22 protein-coding genes and 1 pseudogene are annotated in these 23581 nt (G+C 45.7%); 7 read left to right on the top strand and 16 right to left on the bottom strand.

All coding sequences use genetic code 11. The features are described from left to right. Positions 1-2: 2 nt before the first annotated feature. Positions 3-128, top strand: coding sequence for a hypothetical protein (locus tag QT998_RS02395; protein ID WP_255513389.1), 126 nt, complete (start codon positions 3-5; stop codon positions 126-128). A gap of 25 nt (positions 129-153) precedes the next feature. Here QT998_RS02395 and QT998_RS02390 read toward each other — a convergent pair whose 3' ends face one another. The 5 genes from QT998_RS02390 to QT998_RS02370 form a co-directional block, all read right to left on the bottom strand. After that, positions 154-1599, bottom strand: a complete 1446-nt coding sequence (locus tag QT998_RS02390; protein ID WP_333113232.1) for a tetratricopeptide repeat protein — start codon at positions 1597-1599, stop codon at positions 154-156. Positions 1600-1626: 27 nt separating this feature from the next. Beyond that, positions 1627-1851 carry a YgiT-type zinc finger protein gene (locus tag QT998_RS02385; protein WP_194066635.1) on the bottom strand — a complete coding sequence of 75 codons (225 nt, stop codon included), beginning with the start codon at positions 1849-1851 and terminating at the stop codon, positions 1627-1629. Further along, on the bottom strand, positions 1841-2158 hold the full coding sequence (locus tag QT998_RS02380) for a DUF4258 domain-containing protein (RefSeq protein ID WP_333113235.1): 318 nt from the start codon (positions 2156-2158) through the stop codon (positions 1841-1843). The genes QT998_RS02385 and QT998_RS02380 overlap by 11 nt, the downstream gene beginning before the upstream one ends. Positions 2159-2300: 142 nt before the next feature. Next, on the bottom strand, positions 2301-3992 hold the full coding sequence (gene crtO / locus QT998_RS02375) for a beta-carotene ketolase CrtO (RefSeq protein WP_333113238.1): 1692 nt from the start codon (positions 3990-3992) through the stop codon (positions 2301-2303). Between the two features lie 282 nt (positions 3993-4274). Next, positions 4275-5057: a class I SAM-dependent methyltransferase gene (locus QT998_RS02370; RefSeq protein WP_333113241.1), complete on the bottom strand. Its 783-nt coding sequence runs from the start codon at positions 5055-5057 to the stop codon at positions 4275-4277. Between the two features lie 9 nt (positions 5058-5066). Here QT998_RS02370 and QT998_RS02365 point away from each other — a divergent pair, with 9 nt between their 5' ends. Further along, complete coding sequence (locus QT998_RS02365) at positions 5067-5213, top strand: hypothetical protein (protein WP_333113244.1); 147 nt, start codon at positions 5067-5069, stop codon at positions 5211-5213. Positions 5214-5670: 457 nt separating this feature from the next. Here QT998_RS02365 and QT998_RS02360 read toward each other — a convergent pair whose 3' ends face one another. Continuing rightward, positions 5671-6771 carry a tetratricopeptide repeat protein gene (locus QT998_RS02360; protein ID WP_333087867.1) on the bottom strand — a complete coding sequence of 367 codons (1101 nt, stop codon included), beginning with the start codon at positions 6769-6771 and terminating at the stop codon, positions 5671-5673. 286 nt (positions 6772-7057) lie between these two features. Between QT998_RS02360 and QT998_RS02355 the strand changes: the two genes are divergently transcribed. Then, on the top strand, positions 7058-7384 hold the full coding sequence (locus QT998_RS02355; protein ID WP_194011360.1) for a YbjQ family protein: 327 nt from the start codon (positions 7058-7060) through the stop codon (positions 7382-7384). 361 nt (positions 7385-7745) lie between these two features. Beyond that, positions 7746-8369: a hypothetical protein gene (locus QT998_RS02350; RefSeq protein ID WP_333087865.1), complete on the top strand. Its 624-nt coding sequence runs from the start codon at positions 7746-7748 to the stop codon at positions 8367-8369. Between the two features lie 467 nt (positions 8370-8836). Here QT998_RS02350 and metH read toward each other — a convergent pair whose 3' ends face one another. After that, entirely contained in the window at positions 8837-12388 is a 3552-nt protein-coding gene (metH, locus tag QT998_RS02345; protein WP_333087864.1) for a methionine synthase, read from the bottom strand. A gap of 303 nt (positions 12389-12691) precedes the next feature. Between metH and QT998_RS02340 the strand changes: the two genes are divergently transcribed. Beyond that, positions 12692-13063 carry a type II toxin-antitoxin system Phd/YefM family antitoxin gene (locus QT998_RS02340; RefSeq protein WP_333113247.1) on the top strand — a complete coding sequence of 124 codons (372 nt, stop codon included), beginning with the start codon at positions 12692-12694 and terminating at the stop codon, positions 13061-13063. A gap of 359 nt (positions 13064-13422) precedes the next feature. Here the strand turns inward: QT998_RS02340 and QT998_RS02335 are convergent, their stop codons facing one another. The 5 genes and pseudogenes from QT998_RS02335 to rsmA all read right to left on the bottom strand — a co-directional run bounded on the left by QT998_RS02335 (position 13423) and on the right by rsmA (position 17656). Further along, on the bottom strand, positions 13423-14151 hold the full coding sequence (locus QT998_RS02335) for a hypothetical protein (protein ID WP_333113249.1): 729 nt from the start codon (positions 14149-14151) through the stop codon (positions 13423-13425). A gap of 182 nt (positions 14152-14333) precedes the next feature. Continuing rightward, a pseudogene (locus QT998_RS02330) lies at positions 14334-14840 on the bottom strand (DUF488 domain-containing protein); the annotation flags it as partial. Between the two features lie 207 nt (positions 14841-15047). After that, the gene (locus tag QT998_RS02325) at positions 15048-15401 is read right to left on the bottom strand and encodes a DUF3082 domain-containing protein (protein ID WP_333113251.1); all 354 of its coding nucleotides are present in this window, start codon (positions 15399-15401) and stop codon (positions 15048-15050) included. Positions 15402-15578: 177 nt separating this feature from the next. Then, positions 15579-16556 carry a 4-(cytidine 5'-diphospho)-2-C-methyl-D-erythritol kinase gene (gene ispE / locus QT998_RS02320; protein WP_333087856.1) on the bottom strand — a complete coding sequence of 326 codons (978 nt, stop codon included), beginning with the start codon at positions 16554-16556 and terminating at the stop codon, positions 15579-15581. Between the two features lie 275 nt (positions 16557-16831). After that, a complete protein-coding gene (rsmA, locus tag QT998_RS02315) occupies positions 16832-17656 on the bottom strand; it encodes a 16S rRNA (adenine(1518)-N(6)/adenine(1519)-N(6))-dimethyltransferase RsmA (RefSeq protein ID WP_333113253.1) in 825 nt (274 codons plus the stop codon). Between the two features lie 294 nt (positions 17657-17950). Between rsmA and galK the strand changes: the two genes are divergently transcribed. Then, positions 17951-19030 carry a galactokinase gene (gene galK, locus QT998_RS02310; RefSeq protein WP_333113254.1) on the top strand — a complete coding sequence of 360 codons (1080 nt, stop codon included), beginning with the start codon at positions 17951-17953 and terminating at the stop codon, positions 19028-19030. 202 nt (positions 19031-19232) lie between these two features. Here the strand turns inward: galK and QT998_RS02305 are convergent, their stop codons facing one another. From QT998_RS02305 to QT998_RS02290, 4 genes are all read right to left on the bottom strand, one after another. Then, the gene (locus tag QT998_RS02305; RefSeq protein ID WP_333087851.1) at positions 19233-19925 is read right to left on the bottom strand and encodes an SRPBCC family protein; all 693 of its coding nucleotides are present in this window, start codon (positions 19923-19925) and stop codon (positions 19233-19235) included. Between the two features lie 676 nt (positions 19926-20601). Next, entirely contained in the window at positions 20602-20880 is a 279-nt protein-coding gene (locus tag QT998_RS02300; protein ID WP_333087850.1) for a photosystem I reaction center subunit PsaK, read from the bottom strand. 299 nt (positions 20881-21179) lie between these two features. Further along, positions 21180-21392: a chlorophyll a/b-binding protein gene (locus QT998_RS02295; protein WP_194066620.1), complete on the bottom strand. Its 213-nt coding sequence runs from the start codon at positions 21390-21392 to the stop codon at positions 21180-21182. Positions 21393-21786: 394 nt separating this feature from the next. Continuing rightward, positions 21787-21924, bottom strand: a complete 138-nt coding sequence (locus QT998_RS02290; RefSeq protein ID WP_228049827.1) for a hypothetical protein — start codon at positions 21922-21924, stop codon at positions 21787-21789. On the opposite strand from QT998_RS02290, the gene hflX reads away from it, so the two are divergent. Next, positions 21862-23520: a GTPase HflX gene (gene hflX / locus QT998_RS02285; RefSeq protein WP_333087893.1), complete on the top strand. Its 1659-nt coding sequence runs from the start codon at positions 21862-21864 to the stop codon at positions 23518-23520. The two genes, QT998_RS02290 and hflX, sit on opposite strands and share 63 nt — an antisense overlap. Positions 23521-23581 lie beyond the last annotated feature (61 nt).

Raw genomic sequence — 23581 nt, 5'->3', positions numbered from 1 at the left:
TTTTGAAAGAGCGCGAACCAGCTCCAAGTTTGGCAAAAAATGCTCCCGATTTAGAGAAGGTGTTAAGTTCGATCGCCCTTCGTTTTCCCTTGATGCGTCATCATGCTGAAGAAATTATCTCGCAATAATTATTCTGGCAAATCACTAACTTTATCAGCTCGGAGGAATAATATATTTCCAAGAGGTAACTCTCACTTTTTCTAGCCCTATGCTTTTAGCAATTTCCAAAACTCGATCGTAATCTTTTGCTTCCACGTAGCTTTTAGCCAGATGCTCCAATGCGACATATTTGATTGATTCATCAGTTGCAGAGCGAGCAAATTTGATAATTTTATCTGAATTATTTTCGGTATTTGCATATTGATAAATAATCGACCTTAACAACGCTCTTTGGTCAAATTCGTTCTCTAAGGTTTTAGTAATTGCTATAATTCGATCGCATTCTAATTCTTGGGAGACCATCAATTCCGCGATTACCGCTAATGGATCGTCACCGGCAGAAATAGAAGCTGGAGCCATTTTAATAATCGACTCAAATTGTCCTAGTTCAGCATAGCGGTAAGCAATTGCCCATAACGCTTCGTCTTTGTGATATTCGTTCTCTAAATTTTCTGCAAATTCAAGTGCTTTGTCAAATTGCCCCGCTTTAGCATAACCGCCAGCTATATCGCTCATTGCCTCCCATTTCCAATCATTCTCATCCTCATCATCTGGATCTTTTATCATTCCTGCAATTTCCTTGGCCTGTTCAAATTGTCCGGATGCGACATAATTTTTGACAATTTGAATTAAGGGTGAGTTTTTCCAATCATTATCTATGGTTGCAACAATTTTCAAGGCTGCATCCGATTGTCCGGCTTTTGCATATTCATCAGCGATCCAAGCTAGAGCTAATTCTTTTTCCTCATTGTCTATTATTATTTCAGCAATCTGGATGGCTCGATCGAATTGCCCTATTTTAGCATATTTTCTGGCGAGCCGATTTAAAATCCAGGCTTTGTCACTGTCATTTTCTACCAGTTGGGCAATCTCAAAAGCTGTATCTAACTGTCCTAATTTTTCCTGGACATAGTAGGAGAGATGAGTTAACATCCAAGCTGGATATGGATCGTTTTTGATGACCCAAGCAATTCTGATGATTTGAGTCAATACCTCAGCAGCTTTGCTCGTTTGTTCTGTGTTACCGTAGCTGCGAGAAATAGAAATCAAAGCCATAGCTTTATAATAGTTACTTTCTATTGTTTGGGCAATACTGAGAGCCGAGTCAGCTTGTCCAGATGCTGCAACTTGAGACGCGATCGCACTTAACGCACAAGCTTGAAAATCCTCATCTTCTATGCCTCGTGCCACCAGAACAGCAGAACCGTAGTTTTCTACTTGAGCATAGCTGCGGATGAACGCATTTAACACTTGCTCTCTTACAGAAACTGAGCATTGAGGCAAAGCTTTAGGAATGTCATTCGGGAATGTTTGGGCTATCTGAAAAGCTCTCGCAAAATTTTCTTGAGCTTGCTCGATTTGTCCCAACTTTAGATGATTGTCGGCGATTTCAACCAACTCCAGAGCCTGAAAACGATCTTTTAAAAGTTGGGATGACATTACCTGCACTTCCTCTTGATTTGCTAACTATACAAAGTCATAAATAGGGACTTCCAGCGTGCGACTTGGCTGTTTTCCTTTCCAGATGATTTGCTGTAGTCGCTCTACAGTTTCTGGTGAGAAAAAACGCTCTCCTGTTTCTACACACAATCGGGCTGGCACATTTTCAATAATGATAAAATTTCCATCCATTTCAAGAGTATAGTTAACTCTTTGTTCAATCATGGTTTCTTTCCAGACTTCATTGCTCATTTTGAGTTCTCCTAACTTTGAAATTCATCCACAGTTCAGCGCTCGGTTCGTATAGGGTAATAATTTTTATCAAAGGGCGGGATGGATAACTACACTGGATGTGCAAAGGTCGAGCTGCTAGGGTAAAACCCAGTATCAGGCAGCTTGGACCATATTTGTCGTCTGGATAATCTTCGATAACTTCACCGCTTGAAATAGCGTCGCGCAGTTCTTGCACCCCGATCTGGCGGACGATGCTTTGATTGAGAGCGTGCTGTGAGAACTCAAACTGGCTTTGAACAATTTTATTGCGGATTTCTTCAATCATTACCAGGGTGCATAACAGCTTACGGATTTCCTTTTGATCTAAAACTTAACATTTAATTATACATAAAATCACCCTATTTTTCAACTAAGCTTACCAAAAACAGTCAATCAATAAGGGCGGGGAATGCCCGCCCCCTTAGCTTCTAATTACTCCGAAACACCGACTTAGCCTTCGATTTCAGAGAATTAGCTGCATCAGCCAAAGTCTGCGCGATCGGCTGCTGCGAGTGCATGAAAACGCGAGCCGTATTGCGTCCGGGCATCCCCGAAATCGAGCCGCCAGGGTGCGTACCCGCACCAGTTAAAAACAAACCGTCGATCGGCGTTTTGTAATTGGCCAACTCCGGTAAAGGACGGAAAAATATCATCTGATCCAGCGTCATGTCAACGTGGTAATAATTCCCCTTCAGCGCCCCCAAACGCTCTCCCAATTCGGCCGGACTTTCCACCCGGCGGCCGATAATTGAATTCTTGATATTCGGCGCGTATTCTGCTAATTTGTCAATGCAGCGATCGGCAACTTTGTTTTTCAGCTCGTCCGTCCAACCCGTACCGTGCTGACCGGTTCCCTCAGCATTTTCGATTTGGTAAGGAGCAAAAAATTCAATCCAAGCCGTATGGTGTCCGGGAGGAGCCATTGACGGGTCTCTTACCGTCGGAAACACGACATACATCGACGGATCGGAATCGGGGATTTTGCCGATCGCAGGTTCGTTGTGGGCAATTTCGACGTGTTTCACCGAGTCAGCAATTAAAACAGAACCCATTAAATATTCATCGCGATGGTTCCAGCGATCGAACTTAGGTACTTCGTTGAGAGCTAAATCTATTTTCAGAATAGTCTCGTTGTTATTGACAATTTTGCGATCCAATCTTTCCCGCAAATTCGGATCTGCACTGTCAACATCACTCTCATCCATTAAATGCAGAAACAGACGCTTCGCATCAATATTAGAAATGACACCTTTGGTAGCTCGATATTCTGTGCCGCCTGCAACTCGAACACCGACAGCGCGGCCGCTATCAACTAATATTTTCTCAACGTGCTGGTCGGTCAGTATAACACCCGCATAGGTTTTCACTAAATTGACCAGCGCTTGCACCAATGCACCAGTTCCTCCACGAGGCCGCGCCATGCCGGGATTGTGGCGCATTGCCATCATAATTGCACCGATCGCAATCGTTTTTTGCGAAGGAGGCGCGCCCAATTCTGAAGCGAGTCTCGCTAAGGGTGCTTTTAGAAATTCCTCATCAAACCACTCGTTGAGAATGTCTTCAGCGCTGGTAATCATCGTGCGAATAAAGTCCAGCGTTTTGTCGGGGGAACCGATGACTGAAAATAAGTCTTTGAGTTTGGCAATATCGTAGTTGCCGGCAATATCTATAATAGATTTTGGCGGCGCGTTGAACATCGGCACCATTGCACCTAAAGCGCGCTGCCAAAAGTCTGTATATTCGGCATATTTTTTCGCGTCGCGCTCGTTGTAGCGGGCAATTTCTGCACAAGTTTTTTCTACGGAAGTGTGTGCTAAGAAATATTTGCCGTCTGGATGCGGACAAAAAACCACTGGATCGCAGTAAAGATATTCTAAACCGTATTTTTCCAGTTCTAATTCTTCTACGACCGGCCCTAGATGGATAAATTCGTGGTCGATCGCGCACAAGTTGAATTTAAAATCGGGTAATTCAGGAATCGCAGCTTCGGTAGTCGCCGCGCCGCCGGGAACCGAACGTTTTTCTAACAAAAGGACTGTATATCCGGCTTTGAGGAGATAAGAGGCACAGACAAGTCCGTTGTGACCCGCTCCGATGATAATTACATCATAGGTTTGCATAGATGAAGCTCTGGGGATAGGATATTTTGTTTGATTTTACAAATGTTAACAAGTTGGCAGTCTCTATCAATAGAAATAGATTCATCTTCAGAGATTAGTTTTAGTATCTTACAAAAGATGGAGTTTTTGTTAAATGCTGTTGTGCGATCGCCTTCTTATTTCTTGAATTGACCGATCAATTGTTTGCTTTCAACTGTCAATTGTTGAACCTTCGATCGCTCCTGCCAACTTGCCCATGCATCATACCACAGATTTTGCGATTTACTTGCGTCACACAAAAAATTAATTATCAGTACGATTTCCCAAATAAACTCTTGTTTTGTAAACTAATGAAACAAAGCCTCGATCGCCGCAGTGAGCTTGATAAAGCTCGGTTAAATCCGAGATGATTTTCTGCAAGTGAGGCCCGGAGTTGGGAATGTACGACGCGCTTTTGGCCCGCCCGATCAAACCTGCTAAATCTACATTTTGTCTGTGAGCAAATTCGATCGCGCGCACGTCACTAAAATCTGGACTCGCAAGCAATGGCTCGATCGCGCGAGCTCGCTTTTCGGCCGGATGGCTGTTAGAAGCGCTTTTAACAATTTGAGTGTAACCTAGTGTCAGCGCATCCGCGCGATCGCGCAAATTCCAAACTACAGCCAACCTTCCCGACGACTTGAGAATTCGCCGAAATTCTGGTAAGCTTAAAACAGGATTAAACCAATGAAAAGACTGGAAACACGAGACTAAATCGAGGGATGAGTCGGGCAAATTAGTAGCTTCAGAAGTGCCTTCTCTAAACTCTACCCGCTCGTGAGGTGCAGCCGCTTGTCTCATTTCGGCATTAGGCTCGATCGCTAATACTCGAACACCTCTTTCTGCTAAATGACGCGAAGAAATCCCCGTACCTGCACCGATATCGGCTACTGTTAATTGCGAAGGTTCCCCAAGTCCATCTAAAATCGCCTCAATCGCAGCGGCTGGATAAGTCGGGCGGTATTTGACATAATCGGCGGCGCGATCGGAAAATCGACCTAGCGGATTCATCTCGTATAGCGCAGGTTTAGAATTATAAGAATTCATGTTAATAATTTGACAGTTGGCAGTTTGCCGTTGACAGTTGGCAGTTGGCAGTTGGCAGTTGTCAGTTGTCAGTTGGCAGTTGGCAGTTGGCAGTTGTCAGTTGGCAGTTGGCAGTTGGCAGTTGGCAGTTGTCAGTTGGCAGTTGTCAGTAGTTAGTTGTCAGTAGTTAGTAGACATTTAACTACTAATGACTAAGGAATGAAGATTTAATAACTTAAGCAATTGCTCGTTACTTTCGCTCTGTCTGGTAATGCAGATAGGCGAGGCTCTGCCTCCTTTTATCTGCCAACTTACAGGATAGAGGACTGTAGGAGGTGTTTAAGTTATTAAGTTTTCGATTCTAATTATAAATCAATACGGTTTACTTAAAATTCTCTTAATAGAGCAACGAAGCAATCGCAGTATTATTTGGTTTTCAGAATATTTCAGCACATGGATCGTCTTAACTAAACCGTATTGGATGATAAGTTAGTTCGCGAGATTTAAAACTAGCATTTCTAATGACCAATGACCAATGACTAATGAGTAATGACCAATGAGTAATGACCAATGACTAATGACTAATGACTAATGACTAATGACCACTGACCACTGACTACTGACCACTGACTAATTATTTGAGTTCATTGAGGGCCGCTTCGGCTTTTTGGGCACCATCATTGTTTCCTTGCTGGCGGTAAGTGTCTAGAGCTTGTTGGAAAGCTTGAATTGCTTCGGATGTGCGATCGCGCGCTTTGAGTGCTTGACCCATATCGTAATAAGCTTCTGCTCTGTTTGGATCGATCTGGATCACTCGCCTAAAAGTGATAATCGCTCCTACAAAATCTTGTTTTTGGATTTGAATTTCCCCGATCGCCACGTATGCTTCAACTAAATTCGGGCGCACGTCAATTGCCCGCTTATAAGCTACCACTGCTCCGTCTAAGTCGTTTTGAGATCTGAGAAGTTCGGCGATTTCTACTTGCACTTCGGGATTTCGGGGCTCTAGTTTGGCTGCTTCTTCAAAAGCTGCTAGTCCTTCGGAAGTGTTGCCGTTCCGCAGCAAAGCACTACCTAATTTTAACTGGACGCTGGACTGTTTGGGAGCGAGTTTGGCTGCTTCTTCGAGCACGGTGACAGCACTGGCAAAATTTCCCTGCTGGATCAATACTAAACCCATTGAAGAATAAGCTTGCCAATTTTTCGGATCGAGGGCGATCGCCTCTTGGTATGCTTTAAATGAACCGCTGTAATCTTTTTGCTGAAAAAGTACCACTCCCAGACCGATGCGGGCGTTGACATTTTTGCGATCGAGCGCAGTGGCGCGGCGGTAAGCAGAGGCTGCTGCGGGATAGTTTTGTAGGTTCGCCATAGCATATCCTAGGGCGTATTGAAAATCAGCATTTTTTGGTTCGAGACCGATCGCCTGTTGGTAAAATTCTACAGAGGCTTGATAGTTGCCTTGACGCGCTTCTAAATAGCCAATACCGGAAAAAATGCGCGGGTTTTCGGCATCTAAACGCGCTGCTTGCTGATAAACGTCGATCGCCTTACTGTAATCTCCTGCATTTACCAACTCGCGTCCTTGTCGCAGCAGATCATCTAAATTTGAATCGTTTTTAGGTTGAACTTGAACAGATGTTTCTGCTGATAGCGCTACCTGCGGCGCTGCGATCGCGAATCCCGCTACCAACAGCGTACTTAATACCAAGAGACTTTGTTTGTGGACGGCCATTTGTTTCAAAGAATGTGTGGAATAAAAGAGCGAGTTGCAGCCAGCTTGCTAGCGCTGAGCTGCAAGAAACGGATACAAACCACTGACGCTAGCGTCAGAGTATATCCCAAAATTTTAGAGTTTAGTTCAACCTCCGGTGATTCAAGGTGCTGGAGCATCAATCCAAAATTCTTCAATTCTTTAATCGACGCTCCAGCTTAGGGTTTGGCTGGAATCTTGGAACGGCGAGATGTAGTAAATCTACAGAACTCGACTCACTCAAAATTTTCGCACTTGAGGGCAACTGATGATTGTAACAACAACTGATATCATCCAAGGAGCAGAAATTCAATCTTACTTGGGAATTGTAACTGCTGAGGTGGTCTACGGCACCAACGCCCTGCGAGATTTTTTCGCGGGGATTCGCGACATCATCGGCGGGCGCACCGGCAGTTATGAGGAAGTGTTTCTCAAAGGACAGCGAGATGCCCTCGCGGAACTGGAAAAACGGGCAGGGCGTCTCGGTGCTAATGCCGTCATCGGGGTGGAAGTTGATACTGGCACGATTAATGTAGACTCTTCGGGAGCTCTGCTGCTGATTACTGCCGTCGGAACGGCTGTAAGATTGCGTTAAGCAGCCTTTCCTCTATACGTCGGCGAACTTTGTTTAACTGGATAAAATAGTTATTCGTCATCAGTCATCAGTCATTAGCTAATAGCTTCTGACTGATGGCTGATATCGTTTCTGGTTGCATCGGAATAATAAAATCGAGTCAACAGTTAACACTCAACCATTCAGTTTTTCGCCCCGCCCGTCAACAGTCAACAGTCAACAGGAGTGAAACCGGAATTGATATGATGACTTTTTTGTTTCTTTCTTCAGACAGAGATTCTGGTTATTTCCCCAGGCAGATATAGTTTTTATCAATCTCAGCCAAAATCAATACATAAGTTCTAGATTCTTAAAAATAAAAACACTTCAGAGGAAAAAAAATATGTCCTACGTAAATAGACCTGCCGATAACGTTGTTACTGAACCGGTGGTGGTGAATTCAGTGATGGAATACCACGATCGAGTGCGGTGGGGCCCGATCTTTTCAGGTTTGGTAATTGCGATCGCCACACAACTGGTGTTAAGTGCATTGGGCGCGGCGATCGGCCTAAGCAACATCGCTAATTCAGGAGCACCGCGCACTATTGCCGGCAGCGTCGGTACAGGAGTAGGAATTTGGTCAATCATCAGTTTGCTAATTAGCTTAGGCGTTGGGGGCTGGGTAACAGCTCGCGCTTGCGGCCCGATGAACCGCAGCACGGCACTTTTGAACGGAGCAATTTTGTGGGCAACGACCTTAACAATAGGCTCTTGGCTGTTAGCCAACGGCGTGGCCGGTACTTTTGGCATAGTAGCTGCAAATGCCGGAGAAGTGATTAATCAAGCCCAGCAAGGTGTCGTCAATCTGCCGAACCAAGCGCCTAACGTATCTGCTCAAGATACTCGCAATATTGCTGAAAATGCCGCCAAAGCAGGTTGGTCATTTTTGTTCGGCTCGCTATTGGGTTTAGTTGCTTCAATGGCAGGGGCATCTGCAGGCGCGCGCACTCCCCGGAATTACTCGTAAAAGTTTGGTCGGACATGGAAAGTTCATGTTCATAAAGCACTTTTTCAAGGTGCTTTTTTATTGTTTTAATTCATGTATTCTTCAGTCCGTGCCGGCGGACTTCATTTGTGTAGATTTTGTAGGGCGCGCAATGCGCACCGATTTTGTAGGGCGCGCAATGCGCACCGATTTTGTAGGGCGCACAATGCGCACCGATTGACTTGCTTTAAGTCTGAAAAGTCCCAAAGTAAAATAGCGGTTTGATCCTTTTTATCAGGTTCAAATTTAACAAGTTAGGCAGGGCTGGAATTGCACATCATACATTGAGAAAAATGTGCGCAGTGCGCACCCTACAAATTAAGAGGAAGGTGCGCAGCGTGCATCATACATTGAGAAGAATGTGCGCAGTGCGCACCTACAAATTAAGAGGAAGGTGCGCAGCGTGCATCATACATTGAGAAGAATGTACGCAGTGCGCACCATACAAATTAAGCGGTGAAGTATTTCGCCGCTGGGTGATAGGTGATAATTGCCGTGGTGGATTGTTCGGGATAAAGCTGTTCGCTTTCATCCATGTACAAGTTTATCCGATCGCACTTTAACAATTCCAGTTGCTTGTACTGATCCGCCATGTTCGGACAAGCGGGATAGCCGAAACTGTACCGCGAACCGCGATATCTTTGTGCCAGCATATCGCGAATATTGTCCGGTTCCTCGCTACCAAAGCCCAATTCGCGCCGAATTCGCGCGTGAGTCCATTCTGCTATTGCTTCCGCTGTCTGTACCGCTAACCCGTGAAAGTAGAGATAGTCGGTATATTGATTATTAGCAAATAGCTTTTGTGCGTACTCTGTAGCAATCTCTCCCACTGTCGCTACTTGCATCGGAAATACATCGATTTTACCCGATTCTTTGGGCGCGAAGAAGTCGGCAATGCACAGCCGGCGCGCCGATTTTTGCCGGGGAAATGTGAATGTTGCAGCGGGTGTCGATACATCTTGCCCGTTATTCATAATTTCCGGATCGTACACATACAAAGAATTGCCTTCAGATTGACAGGGAAAATACCCGTAAATTGCTTGGGGATTCAATAGCTTTTCGGCAATAATTTTGTGTTTCCATTCCTCCAATATCGGATAAACTTTCTGGGCTAAGAAAGCATCGTATTCTTCCCGCGATTGATCTTTGGGCTTGCGGAACTGCCACTGACCGGCAACTAAGGCTTGCAAATCTAAGTGCCAGAAAATCTCCTCAAAGGGGATGTCTTCTCCCTGCAACAGTTTTGTTCCCCAGAAAGGAGGATTTGGGCGATCGAGATCTGCAGCAACCGCTTCGGAACGCTTGGTATCAATCACCACCGGAATGTCTGGTTTTCCAGCATCTTCTACAGCAGTTTCTGCCGAAATTTTAGCTGCTTTCACTGTCTTATTTTCTTGCCCTACTTCATCTAAAAATCCTTGCAAATCTTCCCAGTTACCAGCAGATTTGGCTGGCATGAGTTTCTCCATAAAGTGCAAGTCAGAAAACGCATCTTTGCCATAAATTACTTTACCTTGGTAAGTATTTTGGCAGTCTTCATGTACAAACTTGGGAGTCAAAGCCGCGCCGCCCAAAATTACGGGAACGGTGATTCCTTTCTGGTTGAATACTTCCAGATTTTCTTTCATGAATGCGGTGGATTTTACCAGCAAGCCACTCATCGCAATACAGTCAGCTTTGTGCTTTTCGTAGGCTTCGATGATATTGTCAACCGACTGTTTGATTCCCAAGTTAATCACTCGGTAGCCGTTGTTTGATAGGATAATATCAACCAAGTTTTTGCCGATGTCATGAACGTCGCCTTTAACAGTCGCGATCAGGAATGTGCCTTTGGCATTATCCCCGGATTCTGACTTTTCCATGTACGGTTCTAAATAGGCAACGGCCGCTTTCATGGTTTCTGCGGACTGCAATACAAACGGTAGCTGCATTTGTCCCGAACCGAACAATTCTCCTACTACTTTCATCCCGTCTAGTAAGAAGGTATTGATGATTTGCAGGGGCGGATAGGTTTCTAAGGCTTTGGCGAGTTGGATGTCGAGCCCAATTCGTTCGCCGTCGATGATGTGCTGCTTCAGGCGTTCTTCTACGGGGAGGTTTGCGTCTTCTGTCCGATCGCGCTTGGTAGTTTTGCCAGCAAACACCGTTGTTAGGTCGCCCAAGGGGTCGTAAACGCAAATTTCGCCGTCGAACTCCCTCTCGTCGTAAATCAGTTTACGGCAGATTTCTTGGTGTTTGGGGTCGATTTTGGCGATCGGCAAAATCTTGTTAGCGCTGATAATAGCCGAATCCATCCCCGCCTGCATCGCTTCGTGCAAAAACATGGAATTCAAAACTTGGCGCGCCGCCGGATTCAAGCCGAAGGAAATATTAGAAACTCCCAAAATTACGTGACAACCGGGCAATTCTTGGCGGATACGGCGGATTGATTCGATGGTAGCTTTGCCGTTTTTTCGGTCTTCTTCAATCCCGGTGGAAATGGGCAAAGCTAAGGGATCAAAAAAGATTTCCTCGGCGCTAATTCCGAAGGCGACGGCGGCGTTATAGGCGCGTTGGGCGATCGCAAATTTTTGGTCAGCAGTTCTGGCCATCCCATCTTCATCAATCGTCCCGATCACAATCCCCGCACCGTATTTTTTTGCCAACTCCAAAACTTGATAAAAACGCGGTTCTCCGTCTTCATAGTTAGTAGAATTCAGCAAACATTTGCCGCCGGCAACTTTTAACCCCGCTTCCATCTTTTCCCATTCGGTGGAATCCAACATTAAGGGCAGAGTTGCATTAGTCACAACGCGGGAAACTAATTGTTTCATGTCGCGCACGCCGTCGCGCCCGACATAATCAACGTTGACATCGAGAATGTGCGCGCCTTCTCGCACTTGTTCCCTAGCCATTGCTACTAAACCGTCCCAATCTTCGGCATTTAGCAAATCGCGGCATTTTTTGGAACCGCTGGCGTTGAGTTTTTCGCCGACAATTAAGAATGAATTTTCTTGTTCGTAGGGTTGCGCGCTATAAATTGAAGCGGCGGCAGGTTCCCAAGAAAAATCGCGAATTTTTGGTGTAAGAGTTTCGCCAATTTCTGATAGTTGTTGGATGTGATCGTAGCGGGTTCCGCAGCAGCCACCGATGACTTGCACGCCTAAGTCTTCGACGAAACGCATCAAGGCCATTTTTAATTCTATTGGCGTGAGTTTGTAGTGCGCGTGGCCGCCGATGTTTTCGGGTAAACCGGCGTTGGGAATGCAGGAAATTACAAAGGGCGAATGTTCGGAAAGGTATTTGACGTGTTCCGTCATGCGATCGGGCCCGGTGGCGCAGTTTAATCCTAAAATATCTATGGGATAGGGCTGCAAAATGGCTAGGGCGGCGCTGATGTCGGAACCGACTAACATTGTGCCGGTGGCTTCCATTGTGACTGATACCATTAACGGAATCCGCGCACCTTTTTTCTTAAATACTTCTTCAATAGCATTTAATGCTGATTTAATTTGCAGTACGTCTTGACAAGTTTCGACAAGAAATAAGTCAACGCCACCGTCATAAAGTCCTTCTGCTTGTTCGGTAAAAGCGGCGGTTAGCGTGTCGAAATCGATGTGTCCTAAAGTTGGCAATTTGGTGCCTGGCCCGATCGATCCTGCGACAAATCTCGGTTTTTCTGGCGTGTCAAATTCGGCGGCGATTCCCTTGGCGAGTTCTGCCGCTGTTTTGTTGAGATAATATGCTTTGTCTGCTAAATCGTACTCGGCGAGCACGATGGAAGCAGCGCCGAAGGTGTCTGTTTCGATGACATCAGCGCCTGCTTCGAGGAATCCCCTGTGCACGATGGCGACGGCTTCCGGTTTGGTGTGCACGAGATATTCGTTACAGCCTTCGTATTCTTTGCCGCCGAAGTCTTCTGCGGTGAGGTTTTGGACTTGCAGGTTGGTTCCCATTGCGCCGTCGAAGACGATGACGGGGCGCGAGGGGTGGTGGAGTCGATCGAGAAATCTGCTATTCATCGGCGGTAAAAAGACGTAGGTGCTATATATTTACATTTTTATCTATTGTGCAATATTCTCAACAATTATGCCTATCTTGGGGAACTGCTGATGAGTGAAGGATTTAATGTTAGTGACAATAGTTCGTAGGCGCAAGCCGGGGCGTAGCCATCGCACCTGTGATTTTACCGATCGCCTTAGATAATTGTCAAAATTTGGCTGCGGGCGACGCTGCGGAGGAAAAATTGGCCAGTTGCGAGGTTTTTTTTTCGCTTAACTGTTGAGGATTTTTGCAAAAATGCGATCGAGATAATTAAACGAATCATGCAAAAGGGCGATCGAATTATCTTACAGCAAGCCGGGGAAGACATCGCCGCCATTGTTTTGGAAGAAGAGTTTCAAAAACTAGATTACCTGCTGGAAGAACTCAAACCGTCACAATTTTTCCCCGACGAAGAAGCCTATTATGAAGATTGTGGAGCAATTCACTGCATCTACCCGGACGAACTTGTCAAGGACTTTGATAAAATTTTAGCAGATGTCAAGGAATTTGACGACTTGTTTGGTTTGCTGCCAACGGAGGAAATGGGAGAGAATATTCATATTTTCATATCTGTAGCTATTCTGATGTCTGTCGATCGATTTTGGGTATCGGATTACCTAATAGCTGAAAAAGCCAGACTGAAAATGGCATAATAATATTATCTCCGCTCAATTAGTTGCGATTCCTGTAGGAGTTCGCTTCGCCAATATTTATAAATAAAAAAAATAGATCCGGTAAAGCCTCCCCGATCCCTGCGGGCAGGCATTCTTGGCACTATCCTACATATTTGTACTGATTGAGGATTGCTATCAGTAAATCGGCGCGAATATTTATCCTTGGCATCACGCAGGAGGCAGTTCGGCTTGAGGAGAAGCGTGCGATTGACATTTCATTGCACAGTGCTGTTTATTTGCGCCTTTCTACTGAGTGAGAACAGAAGTAATCAGAAAAATCTCAGGAGTGAAGTTCTCACAACCAACCTTTGACTATTAAAAAACCTTAAAAAATGTCATTATTTTTTTCTATTCCTTCTCTGCGAACCTCTTTTCGGCAATCGTTGAATTTCACTTTCGCCTCCTGTAACTTCTAATGCAGCGTCTACTTCTTCTATGATTTCTAAATCAACAACTTCAACACCGCCCTCGCTGATTGTTTCCGCTATCTCAACCTCCTCCAAATCCTGCTGATTTTCGATTAAATGCACCTCTAACCCAGAATCTATAATCGGCAAATCATCAATTTCTTGATTAATTTCAGCTTCTCCAATTCCATCCTCAATTCCCACCTGCGCTAAATTTTCCTGGCTGGCTAGATTAATTTGAGTTTCTCTAATTTCCTTCTCTACAAGCTGCGCCGATAACTGCTGATTTTCCCTTAACAACTGTTCAATTTTAAGCCCTTGAATTCTAAGCTGTTCATTCAAAACACGAATTTCTCGGTTTTGCTGCTGAATCATATCTTCGCCCTCAGCAATCGTGCGATTTCTCTCTAATATCATTTCATTTCTCGTTTCTAATTCTAAAGCGCTCATAGCTGCTTTAATCACATTATAAAAATGAGGCTTAGAAACATCAATTTGTTTAGCATTATGGCGACTTTTTCCCAAAAGCCCAATCTTTTCGCCTTGCTTAACAGCTAACACAAAACCTTGATGATTTTTAATTTTTAATTCTTTAACAAAATCAACTTGAACTAAACTGCAAATATATTTGTGACAATCATAATAAAATTCTGCTTTCATAAAAAAGCACCCCTTTCTGCTACAGTGCGGAAGAATTATACCACGAAGAAGGTTAAATCTAGAATAAAATTTTTAACGCTATGGTGCGCGCCGATCGCCCTACGACACTGTCCAATGTATGAAATGTCAAGAGTTGCTGCTAGAATTCATCAAAAACAAAGAATGTATAGCCGATAATTGCCTTATTTGCTGATATATGCCCTTGTCAATCCGTAACGATAATAAGCTGTTTCTAAATCAACTATTTCATCCTGAACTTGAGGTGCTAATTCAAACAAGCTTAACTGAATTGGCAGATTGTGGTTTTTTGCTTGGTTAAACTTGCTCAAAAGTCTTGCTTCTAAATCCTGGTGCGATTCTAAATTTCCATCGGACAAAATGTGCTTAATTTGCAAATTAAATGCTTTGAGTTTGTGGCAAACTAAAATAGTCCGATGACAAGCGATCGGGTCTTTTTCCGCACACATTAAACTGATTTTAAAGTTTGCTGCGCCTTTGAGCAAGCGCTGAATTCCGGCGGAAAATAGAGGAGTTGCTGCTATGCGATCGTACAAAGCTTTACCGCCAGTATCGTAACAGCTTAAATCTTCCGGCCTCGCACCCAATTCTTTACCTAAAAAAACATATTGAATGCCGGCATCAGACAGAGAAGCGGTAATTTCTGATTTGTTGAAATGAGGTAAATAGCGGCTGAAAGGATGCGATCCTCTTCGAGGGCTTCGCTAACGCACGTCCGCAACCGCCGTAATCCCGTGTTGTTGCAGCAACAAAAGAAACGATTCAATACTCTGATTGGAGTGTCCGATCGTAAATAATTCCATTGCTTCGATCTGGCTATTTTGTTCGTGCCTTGCGGGGGAGAGTTTTTGTCGCCCGATGGTTTCAATCTGCAGACTTCAACTTGTGGGTTGTTTCACCAGCTTTTGAATCAAAATTTGCAAACCCAGCAGCATCAAACCGACAGCGGCGAGTCCAAACACGCCCGTACCCAAAGCCACCATTCCGACTACCAAAGTTCGCACGGCAACACTAATTTTAAGCACGGTAATATTGGTGGAATGCAGCGGCTTGCTAGCAAAACTTAGAGCGATCGACATAGTTAGCGAATACAAACCATAAGCGAAGGCGCTAGCGATCAGCGAACCTATTACGCACCGCAAAACCGTAGGCTGCCGAGAAGATGCAGGCGCTGCATCTCCAGCAGAATTTAGAGGTTGGGAATTAGAATTTGGATTAGTTAAATCAGCCATTGCAATTTTAGATTTGAGATGTGAGATTTTAGCGCTGTGGTTAATTCACCAAAACAAAAATCCGTGTTTGATGGCATTTTATCAGTTATTCGATCTCAATAGACTCTGCGCGAAGTTAGATATATCGGGGTCGATCGCCCTAATTGGCCTTTAACGGGCGATCGCACCACCTGTGAGTTACACCCTCGCAATCGGCGGTTTTGTATCGTTTCCCTCCGAACAAATGCGAATCCCAGTATTGCTAAAATTTGCTACCCAAAAATCCAAATCGGGAGAAGCGATCGCACTTTTCACCCGTTCCACAATCTGCTGAGCCTGCTCTTGAGACTCGCAGAGTGCAAACACCGTCGGCCCGGAACCCGACATCATCGTTCCCAAAACCCCCGCCGACTCAAATGCTTCGCGCAACTGCAACACCTGCGGGTACACGGGTAAAGCCACTTTTTCTAAATCGTTGTGCAGCAATTGACCAATTTTCGATCGATCTTTTTGGGCGATCGCCCCCACCATCGGCCCCGAATGCAGCCGTTCCCGGCGACAGTCCAAATCCTCTGATCCACAATAGGAACTACTGAACTGCTGGCGATAAGTTTGATACGACCATGCCGTAGAAATACTGAGATTGCGGTACTTCGCCAGCACCACAGAAAAACCTCCCAAATCCGGCAGTGGCGACAGTTTATCCCCGCGACCAGTTGCCAAAGCCGTACCTCCACCAATGCAAAAAGGCACATCCGAACCCAAAGTTCCCCCCAACTCTTGCAACTCCGACTGAGTGAGTCCCAATTGCCAAAGCAAATCCATCCCGACTAAAACCGCAGCCGCATTTGCAGAACCGCCGGCGAGCCCCGCCGCCACCGGAATCTGCTTGTGAATCGCAATCTCGACTCCGCCGTATTTGGCCAAAGCATCGGGGAATTGCTGCGCCAGCAAATCCGCCGCCCGGTAAGCCAAATTATTTTTATCAGGAGGAACTTGCGGGTGATCGCAGCGCACGCGAATCGTGTCGGTACCGATCGCCCGCAAGTCAATTCGATCGGTCAAATCTATGCTTTGAAGTACCATCGCCAGTTCGTGATATCCGTCGGGGCGATCGCCTATTATTTCCAAATACAGATTGATTTTTGCCGAAGCTAAGAGAGAATAGGAACGCATAGGTGATTAAGCCGCAGGTGAAAGAAACACCTGGTTGAAATTAATTGATACGAGTCATAGTCCATTTTCTCACAACTCAAAGGAAATATTATGCAGGATCGGCAGTCATTAGTCATTGGTCATTAGTCAGCAGTCATATCGCGTCCAGTCGATCGATCTAAAATTAGTTCGTAGTGTGGAATGCGAGTCCGATCCAAGTTGCGGACTCGCATTCCGCAGTACGAACGAAACGTTTTTATGATTAATCTACCGAATATGATATAATTAGTGATTGGTCATTGGTCATCCGAAAACAAATTATTGCTCAAATTTACCCATTGATCCACGCTCAAATCTTCAGCGCGAGATTGAGGATTTATCTGTAATTTTTCTAACAATTGAAGGAGTTTATCTAAATCGACAGATCCTTTCAAATTATTTCGCAGCATCTTGCGCTTGCTGCCAAATCCCAACTTGATTAAATTCTCCAAATAGCGCGGATTAACCGCCGCAGTTTCTATCTGTCTGGGACGCAACCGCACCACAGCAGAATCGACTTTTGGAGGCGGATAAAAATCTCTAGAAGGCACATCACAAACTAACTCGCATTCTGCTAAATATTGTACCCGCACCGACAAAGCGCCAAAAGCTGTAGAACCCGGTTTAGCGTAAAGTCTTTGGGCGACTTCTTTCTGTACTAACAGCACGATCGCATCAAAGGGTTTAGCAGCAGGCGCAGATATAGTTCCCAGCAGTTTTTGCAAGATCGGGCCGGTGATATTATAGGGAATGTTGGCAACAACTTTATTGGGATTTTGGAATTTTGGAAAGGCTGTTAGTTCAGCATCTAAGTTTATTTCCAAAAAATCGCCCTGTAGCAGTAAAAAGTTGTCGGTTTTGCCTAGTTGCTTGGCTAGTTTTAGGCACAAATCTCGATCGATCTCCACCGCAACAACAGACTCAGCCTCCGGCAGCAAGCGCCGAGTCAGAATTCCAGTGCCCGGCCCGATTTCCAGGACGCGAGAACCATCCAAATTCGCTGCTTTGACAATCTTATCTAAGGCTTTCTCGCTTTTGAGCCAATGTTGAGCAAACTGTTTCCGGGGTCTGGTCGATCGCATTTTTTGAATTGCTGGAAGAAATCTTAGCCTGCTATTCTATCACAACCTCATATTTTTTCCTCACCTACAGTCATGTTGATTTTTGTTAACATGGGTTGAATTCAGCAAAAAGCTTGGGCACTATAAAAAAATAAACGAGAAAAAATAAGTTTATTTCTTCCCAATTCCCAATTCCCAATTCCCAATTCTCCAAAAATGAAATTAGTTCCCCCAAAAAAAACAACTATTGGCAACCTCCAAACCTTTATGGAGTAAGTAATTTATAATTTTTCACTTCTTAAATTCTTAAATGGTATGAAATTCCAACGAGTATTTGGTACATTACCCAAAACCCAAGCCAGCGCGCCCGGAAGAGTAAACCTGTTGGGCGAACACACAGACTACAACGACGGATTTGTACTGCCGACGGCAATTCCCCAGCGCACAACAGTACAAATTGGCTTCAGCAGCGACGAGCGCCACCATTTTTATTCAGCAGAATATGACGAACTCATAAATTTTTCAGACGACGATACTATACCGCAAAAATTCGTCACTTATATCTGTGGCTGCCTCAGACTTTTAGAAAAAGAAGGATACAAAATACCGCCAATAAATCTCTACATTACCTCCAACGTGCCGATCGGCGCCGGTTTGTCCAGCAGCGCCGCCTTAGAAATAGCCACCCTCAGAGGAATGCGCGCTTTACTCAACCTCCCCCTAGACGACGTGCGGCTAGCTCAAATCGGACAGCTAGCCGAAATCCGGTACGCCGGTTTGAACTGCGGCATCATGGATCAAATGGCATCGAGTTTAGCAGACACCAACACCATGCTATTTCTCGACACCCGCAGCCTCAAATATCGCCCGATACCTTTTCCTCCAGACACCGAAATTTTAGTAATTGACAGCGGCGAAAGCCACCAACTAGCAGCAGGAAGTGGCTACAACAAACGGCGTGCTGAGTGCGAGGAATCCGCCCGAATATTGGGAGTTAAAGCTCTCAGGGATATCGCCGATCCCAAAGCAGTCGAAGTATTGCCAGAACCCCTCAGAAGGCGAGCTCGCCACGTCATTACCGAAAACAACCGCGTCCTGCAAGCAGTAAAATCTTTGTCTGCAAAGCGTTTCGGCCAGTTAATGAATGCTTCCCACGCGAGTTTGCGCGACGACTACGAAGTTTCAGTGCCCGCTGCAGACACGCTGGCGGCCATCTTGCAGTCAATCCCCCGAGTCTTCGGTGCAAGGCTGACGGGTGGAGGTTTTGGCGGTGCTTGCGTTGCGCTCGTCGAGACAGGTAAAACGGATGTTATCGCAGCAGAGGCGATCGATCGATACCAGCGTGCGGGTTACAGCGGCCGCGTTTTAGTTCCCGAAGTTAAACTGAATTCTTAATAACCTCTTGCAAAAATAACTAGGGCGGGCTTTCCGGCCCATCCCACAAGAATCATTTTTTATTGTGGGATTTCTCGCCGGCCCTATAAATTGATGAAAAAAACTTTTGCCAGAAATCTATTGTGGATTTGAATCTTGGATTGTTGGTAAAACCCGCCCCGGAGGGGAATTACAATTAATTTATCCGACACGATCGCAATTATTACTTGCGGCCAGAAGATTGACCGGCCGTCGTAGCTATTTCCCCAGCTTCCATAAACTGCTTAAAACGGCGCAAATCGTCAGCAATTTGCTGTTCTGGGACTTCCCCAAATAGCTTAGCCGCTGCACCAGCAATCGCACCGCCCGGAGGGTTGTATTCGATCGCAACTTTGACCTCAGTACCGCGTCCTGCTGGTGCCGGTTGAAAGCGCACAAAACCCGAATTCTCAACATCCGCGCCTTCCACAGACACCCACGCAATTAATCGATTTTCTTCTTCGCGGACAATTTCTGCATCCCATTCTACACTATTGCCGGTCGGGGCGCTGGCAATCCAGTGAGAACGCTTGTCATCTATTACCGTTACGTGTTTGAGATGCTTCATAAACCGAGGTAAATTTTCAAAATCGCGCCAGAAACGGTACAATTCATCAGCCGGTTTGTCGATCGTCACCGTCTTTTCAACTTTAATACTTTGATTGGCATCTGCAGCCGACTGCAAACCCTCTGCAACCCCCAGCCCGCGCGCCGCCAAACCGCCACCGGCAACCGCCAGCAAAGCACCTCTCAAAGAACGCTGCGACAAACCAAACAACACCAGCGCCCCGCCACCAATTAACGAAGCCCAGCGTTCGGTCTCGCCGGTGTTAGTTTGGTTTTCTTTGTCAGAATTTGCGATCGAATTAGAATCCATTGTTTTAAACCTCATCTATTAATCGAAAAATAGCAGCTTTCACGCCGCTAGTCGGGCAGTTCTGCGGCACGATGCCCACCGTTGGGCTATCATTGAATAGTTTGAATTGCTTTCGCATTCAACAAATCTTCTTCCCCCAATTCTGGATCGGCGTGGATTGCTTCACCGCTGAAACTCCTACACTCAGGCGTTTTGTTTTGAAAAAACCCGATTCTTTAAAATCTATCTCTCTTTCCCGCGCTCCTGCGTCTGTCTAAAGTAGTTAAGTAGCTGGACAGAATTAATTTAATAAAATCTTACCTAAAAGTCTGTAAGCGTCCAAAGCCCTTTTGTAATTAATTTTTTCCGATTACTTAGAGTATAGTATCGTCCGTCAGACCCTTACATTTGCTCCGCTATTTCCAGCCAACAATCTGATGCACCATACTGTAACTCTTGCACTCACGCACAAATCCATCTAAAATTATCTGCGTCAATCGATGTTGCATCTGCCTTTCATCTGCGGTTTATGTATTGAACGAAAACTTATGAAGAAGTCTACTACTGATTTGAGACAAAGTTTAGATACAAACCTAAAATTAGGGGTGAGTGCATTTCACTAACCCCTACAAACTTTCTGCGGATTTAACTCTATCCATTAAAGGAAAAATTCCCCAAAACAGCCGCGCAATTGCTCCTAAATATACTTATCGATGCCGATCGTCAAAATCATTAATACTCCTAGAATGTGACCGGCGCTCATTGATGCCAAAAATGCGGGAACGCTAACATTGTTAAACAGAGATGGGAAAGGCAAAGGCATTTTCGGGCCGACGTGGGGATGCCAAATTACGCGGCTCAGAACTAGCAATGCTAAGATATTGCAAACAAACATCACTATCGGCTTTTGCCAGTTTCCTGATGCTGTGTCAGTCAGAGCTGATTCTACTACTGCCAGTAAATTTGAGTTGATCATCGTTGATGCTCCTATTTTTCCTATACAATCAGAGGTTATCGATGAAATTTCTTGCCAAAAAGACAGCAGGGGCGATCGCATCTCAGGAATAAATATCTGTTTTGCTCTTAATATTCACTGCGCCAGCGATCGCGCCCCAACTGCAATCATCAAATCACAGCAATAAATCTTTTAATGCCAGTCAAAAGTAACGCAAGCTACAAACGAACTAAATTATACTCGCTGCTATTTGTAACTTTTAGCCGATCTGGCAGTTGTGGCATTTACTCATACTGCCAGACCGGAAACAATGCTCGTTATTAGCGAGCGATATAGGTAGGCAGAAAGTGAAGGATGTCGCGTAGAACGCTATATCCAGCCAAGTCCCAGAGCAAATAAGCTAAGAAGCCGATCATCGCTAAGCGGCCGTTCCAAAGTTCTGCTTGCGGGTTAAAGCCAAACAAAAAGGCATTGCGATCTTTGCCGTTGTAAGCATTAGTGGTTGTAGGTACGTTAGTAGGACGAGTTTCCATGTTTTTACATTCCTTAACAATGTTTCGCTTATCATAGTAGCGACCTAATTTTTAGTTTGCTATCTGTCTCTAGGCTCAAGATACACACAAGTCTAAAGGAGGATTCTGAAACACAAAAATATGTGTTAAGTTTTGTTAAGGTTTTTTTTAGCGATCGCCTGTATCAGCCGATACAAAAGACAAGTACAAGTTGAGACTGCTGTTGTCAAAGGAAGTGTCTCATGGTAGGAATGGTAAATTTAAACTTCAAACCACAACACGATCGCCCGGAGTTAAGTAAAATATAAGATTCACAGATCGCGAGGGAGAAACAGTTATCGAAACCATCTACGGCAATCTTCAAGGTTTAAAGTCCAGCCAGCTCAAGCAACTCGAAAAGCTTTACCACCAGCGACTACCGGGCGATCGCATCACCACGGCAGAATTCGCCCAGCGCGTCGCAGCCATCAGCACCGAAATCGACAAACCAATCTGCACCTACATCAACCGTCGCGGACAAGTAATTCGCGTCGGCGTAGGTACACCCCGCCAAACCCAAATTTCGCCCCTAGAATTGCCCCGATACGGCGGAGGTCGCCTCAGCGGCATTCGCTGCATCGCCACCCACCTGAAGCCAGAAACCCCAAGCGAAGCAGCTCTCACAGCAATGGCAATTCAGCGCCTAGATGCCCTAGTGTGGCTGACGCTGACCGGCGGAGGATTTCAGCGCCGCGGCGGCGGTGCGACAGGTTACATCCAAGAAACTTATCTCGTTCACCTGATACCTCAAGGAGACCGACCAAATTTTGAGTTTTCCGTGTTAAGCGCTCAGTTACAAAAATCTGCAACTGATGAAACTGATGAAACTGATGAAATAGAAGAGTCTTCAGTTCAAAACTCACCAATCAAAACTCAACACTTTCCCTGGACAATCTCAGAACCGCTGAATTTGGACGACCTCGCAGACCAAGATTTTCAGGAGTTGGTGGAAGGACTAGAAGCAGAGTTTCAAGCTGAGTTTGTCGCTAAGCAGGTGGATGCAGACCAAGACAAGGTTCTGCTGGTGGGTGTAATGACTCAGCAGATGACTCTGCTGGATTTTGAGGACGGACTCGCAGAAATCACGCGGCTGGTGGAAAGCGCCGGGGGTCAAGTTCTGCAAACAGTGCGCCAAAAACGATCGCGCCCCCATCCTCAGACAGTCGTTGGCGAAGGCAAAGTTCAAGAAATTGCTCTCACCGCTCAGACGGTTAGCGCTAACCTCGTGGTATTCGATCGCGATCTGGCACCCGCACAAATACGTAACCTAGAAACTCTCCTCGGCATTCGCGTAGTCGATCGCACGGAGGTAATTCTGGACATTTTCGCCCAAAGAGCGCGATCTAGCGAAGGTAAATTGCAAGTCGAACTAGCTCAGCTACAATACACCCTGCCCCGGCTCAGAGGGATCGGTCAGGCCATGTCAAAGCAGGGCGGCGGCATCGGTACCAGAGGCCCTGGGGAAACTAAACTAGAAACCGAACGGCGGACGATCGCCAAACGCATTACTCGATTGCAGCAAGAAGTAAATCAACTCCTCGCTCACCGCTTCCGGCTACGGCAGAACCGGCACCACAATGACGTACCCTCAGTCGCCATCGTCGGCTACACAAACGCCGGTAAATCGACCCTGCTCAACCTGCTCACCAATTCCGAAGTCTACGCCGCCGACCAGTTATTTGCCACCCTCGACCCCACCACCCGCAAGCTGACAATTCCTAGCGCCGAGGGCGGGGAACTTTTGTCGCTCGTCCTCACAGACACAGTGGGCTTTATTCGCGAACTGCCCCCCTCACTGATCGACGCTTTTCGGGCTACCCTCGAAGAAGTCACAGACGCCGACGCTTTGCTGCACCTCGTCGATCTCTCCCATCCCGCATGGCAAAGCCAAATTCGATCCGTCATGAATATTTTGACAGATATGCCCGTAACTCCTGGGCCTGCTCTTGTAGTTTTCAACAAAATCGATGCCGTAGATGAAGATAGACTCGCTCTCGCACGAGAAGAGTTTCCTCAAGCCGTATTTATTTCGGCCGCCAAAGGTCTCGGATTGGAAACTCTGCGCGATCGATTAGCGCAACTCATTGAATACGCCCTCTATCCTCGGTAAATACTTAAATATTCCTTTTAAGTAGTTGACAGTCAGGAATACACGTACATATACTGAGGAC

The organism is Microcoleus sp. S1D4 (genome assembly GCF_036700765.1).
Taxonomy (GTDB): domain Bacteria; phylum Cyanobacteriota; class Cyanobacteriia; order Cyanobacteriales; family Microcoleaceae; genus Microcoleus.
The sequence above is the reverse complement of the archived record's forward strand: the minus strand, read 5'-3'. Positions and strand labels throughout refer to the sequence as shown.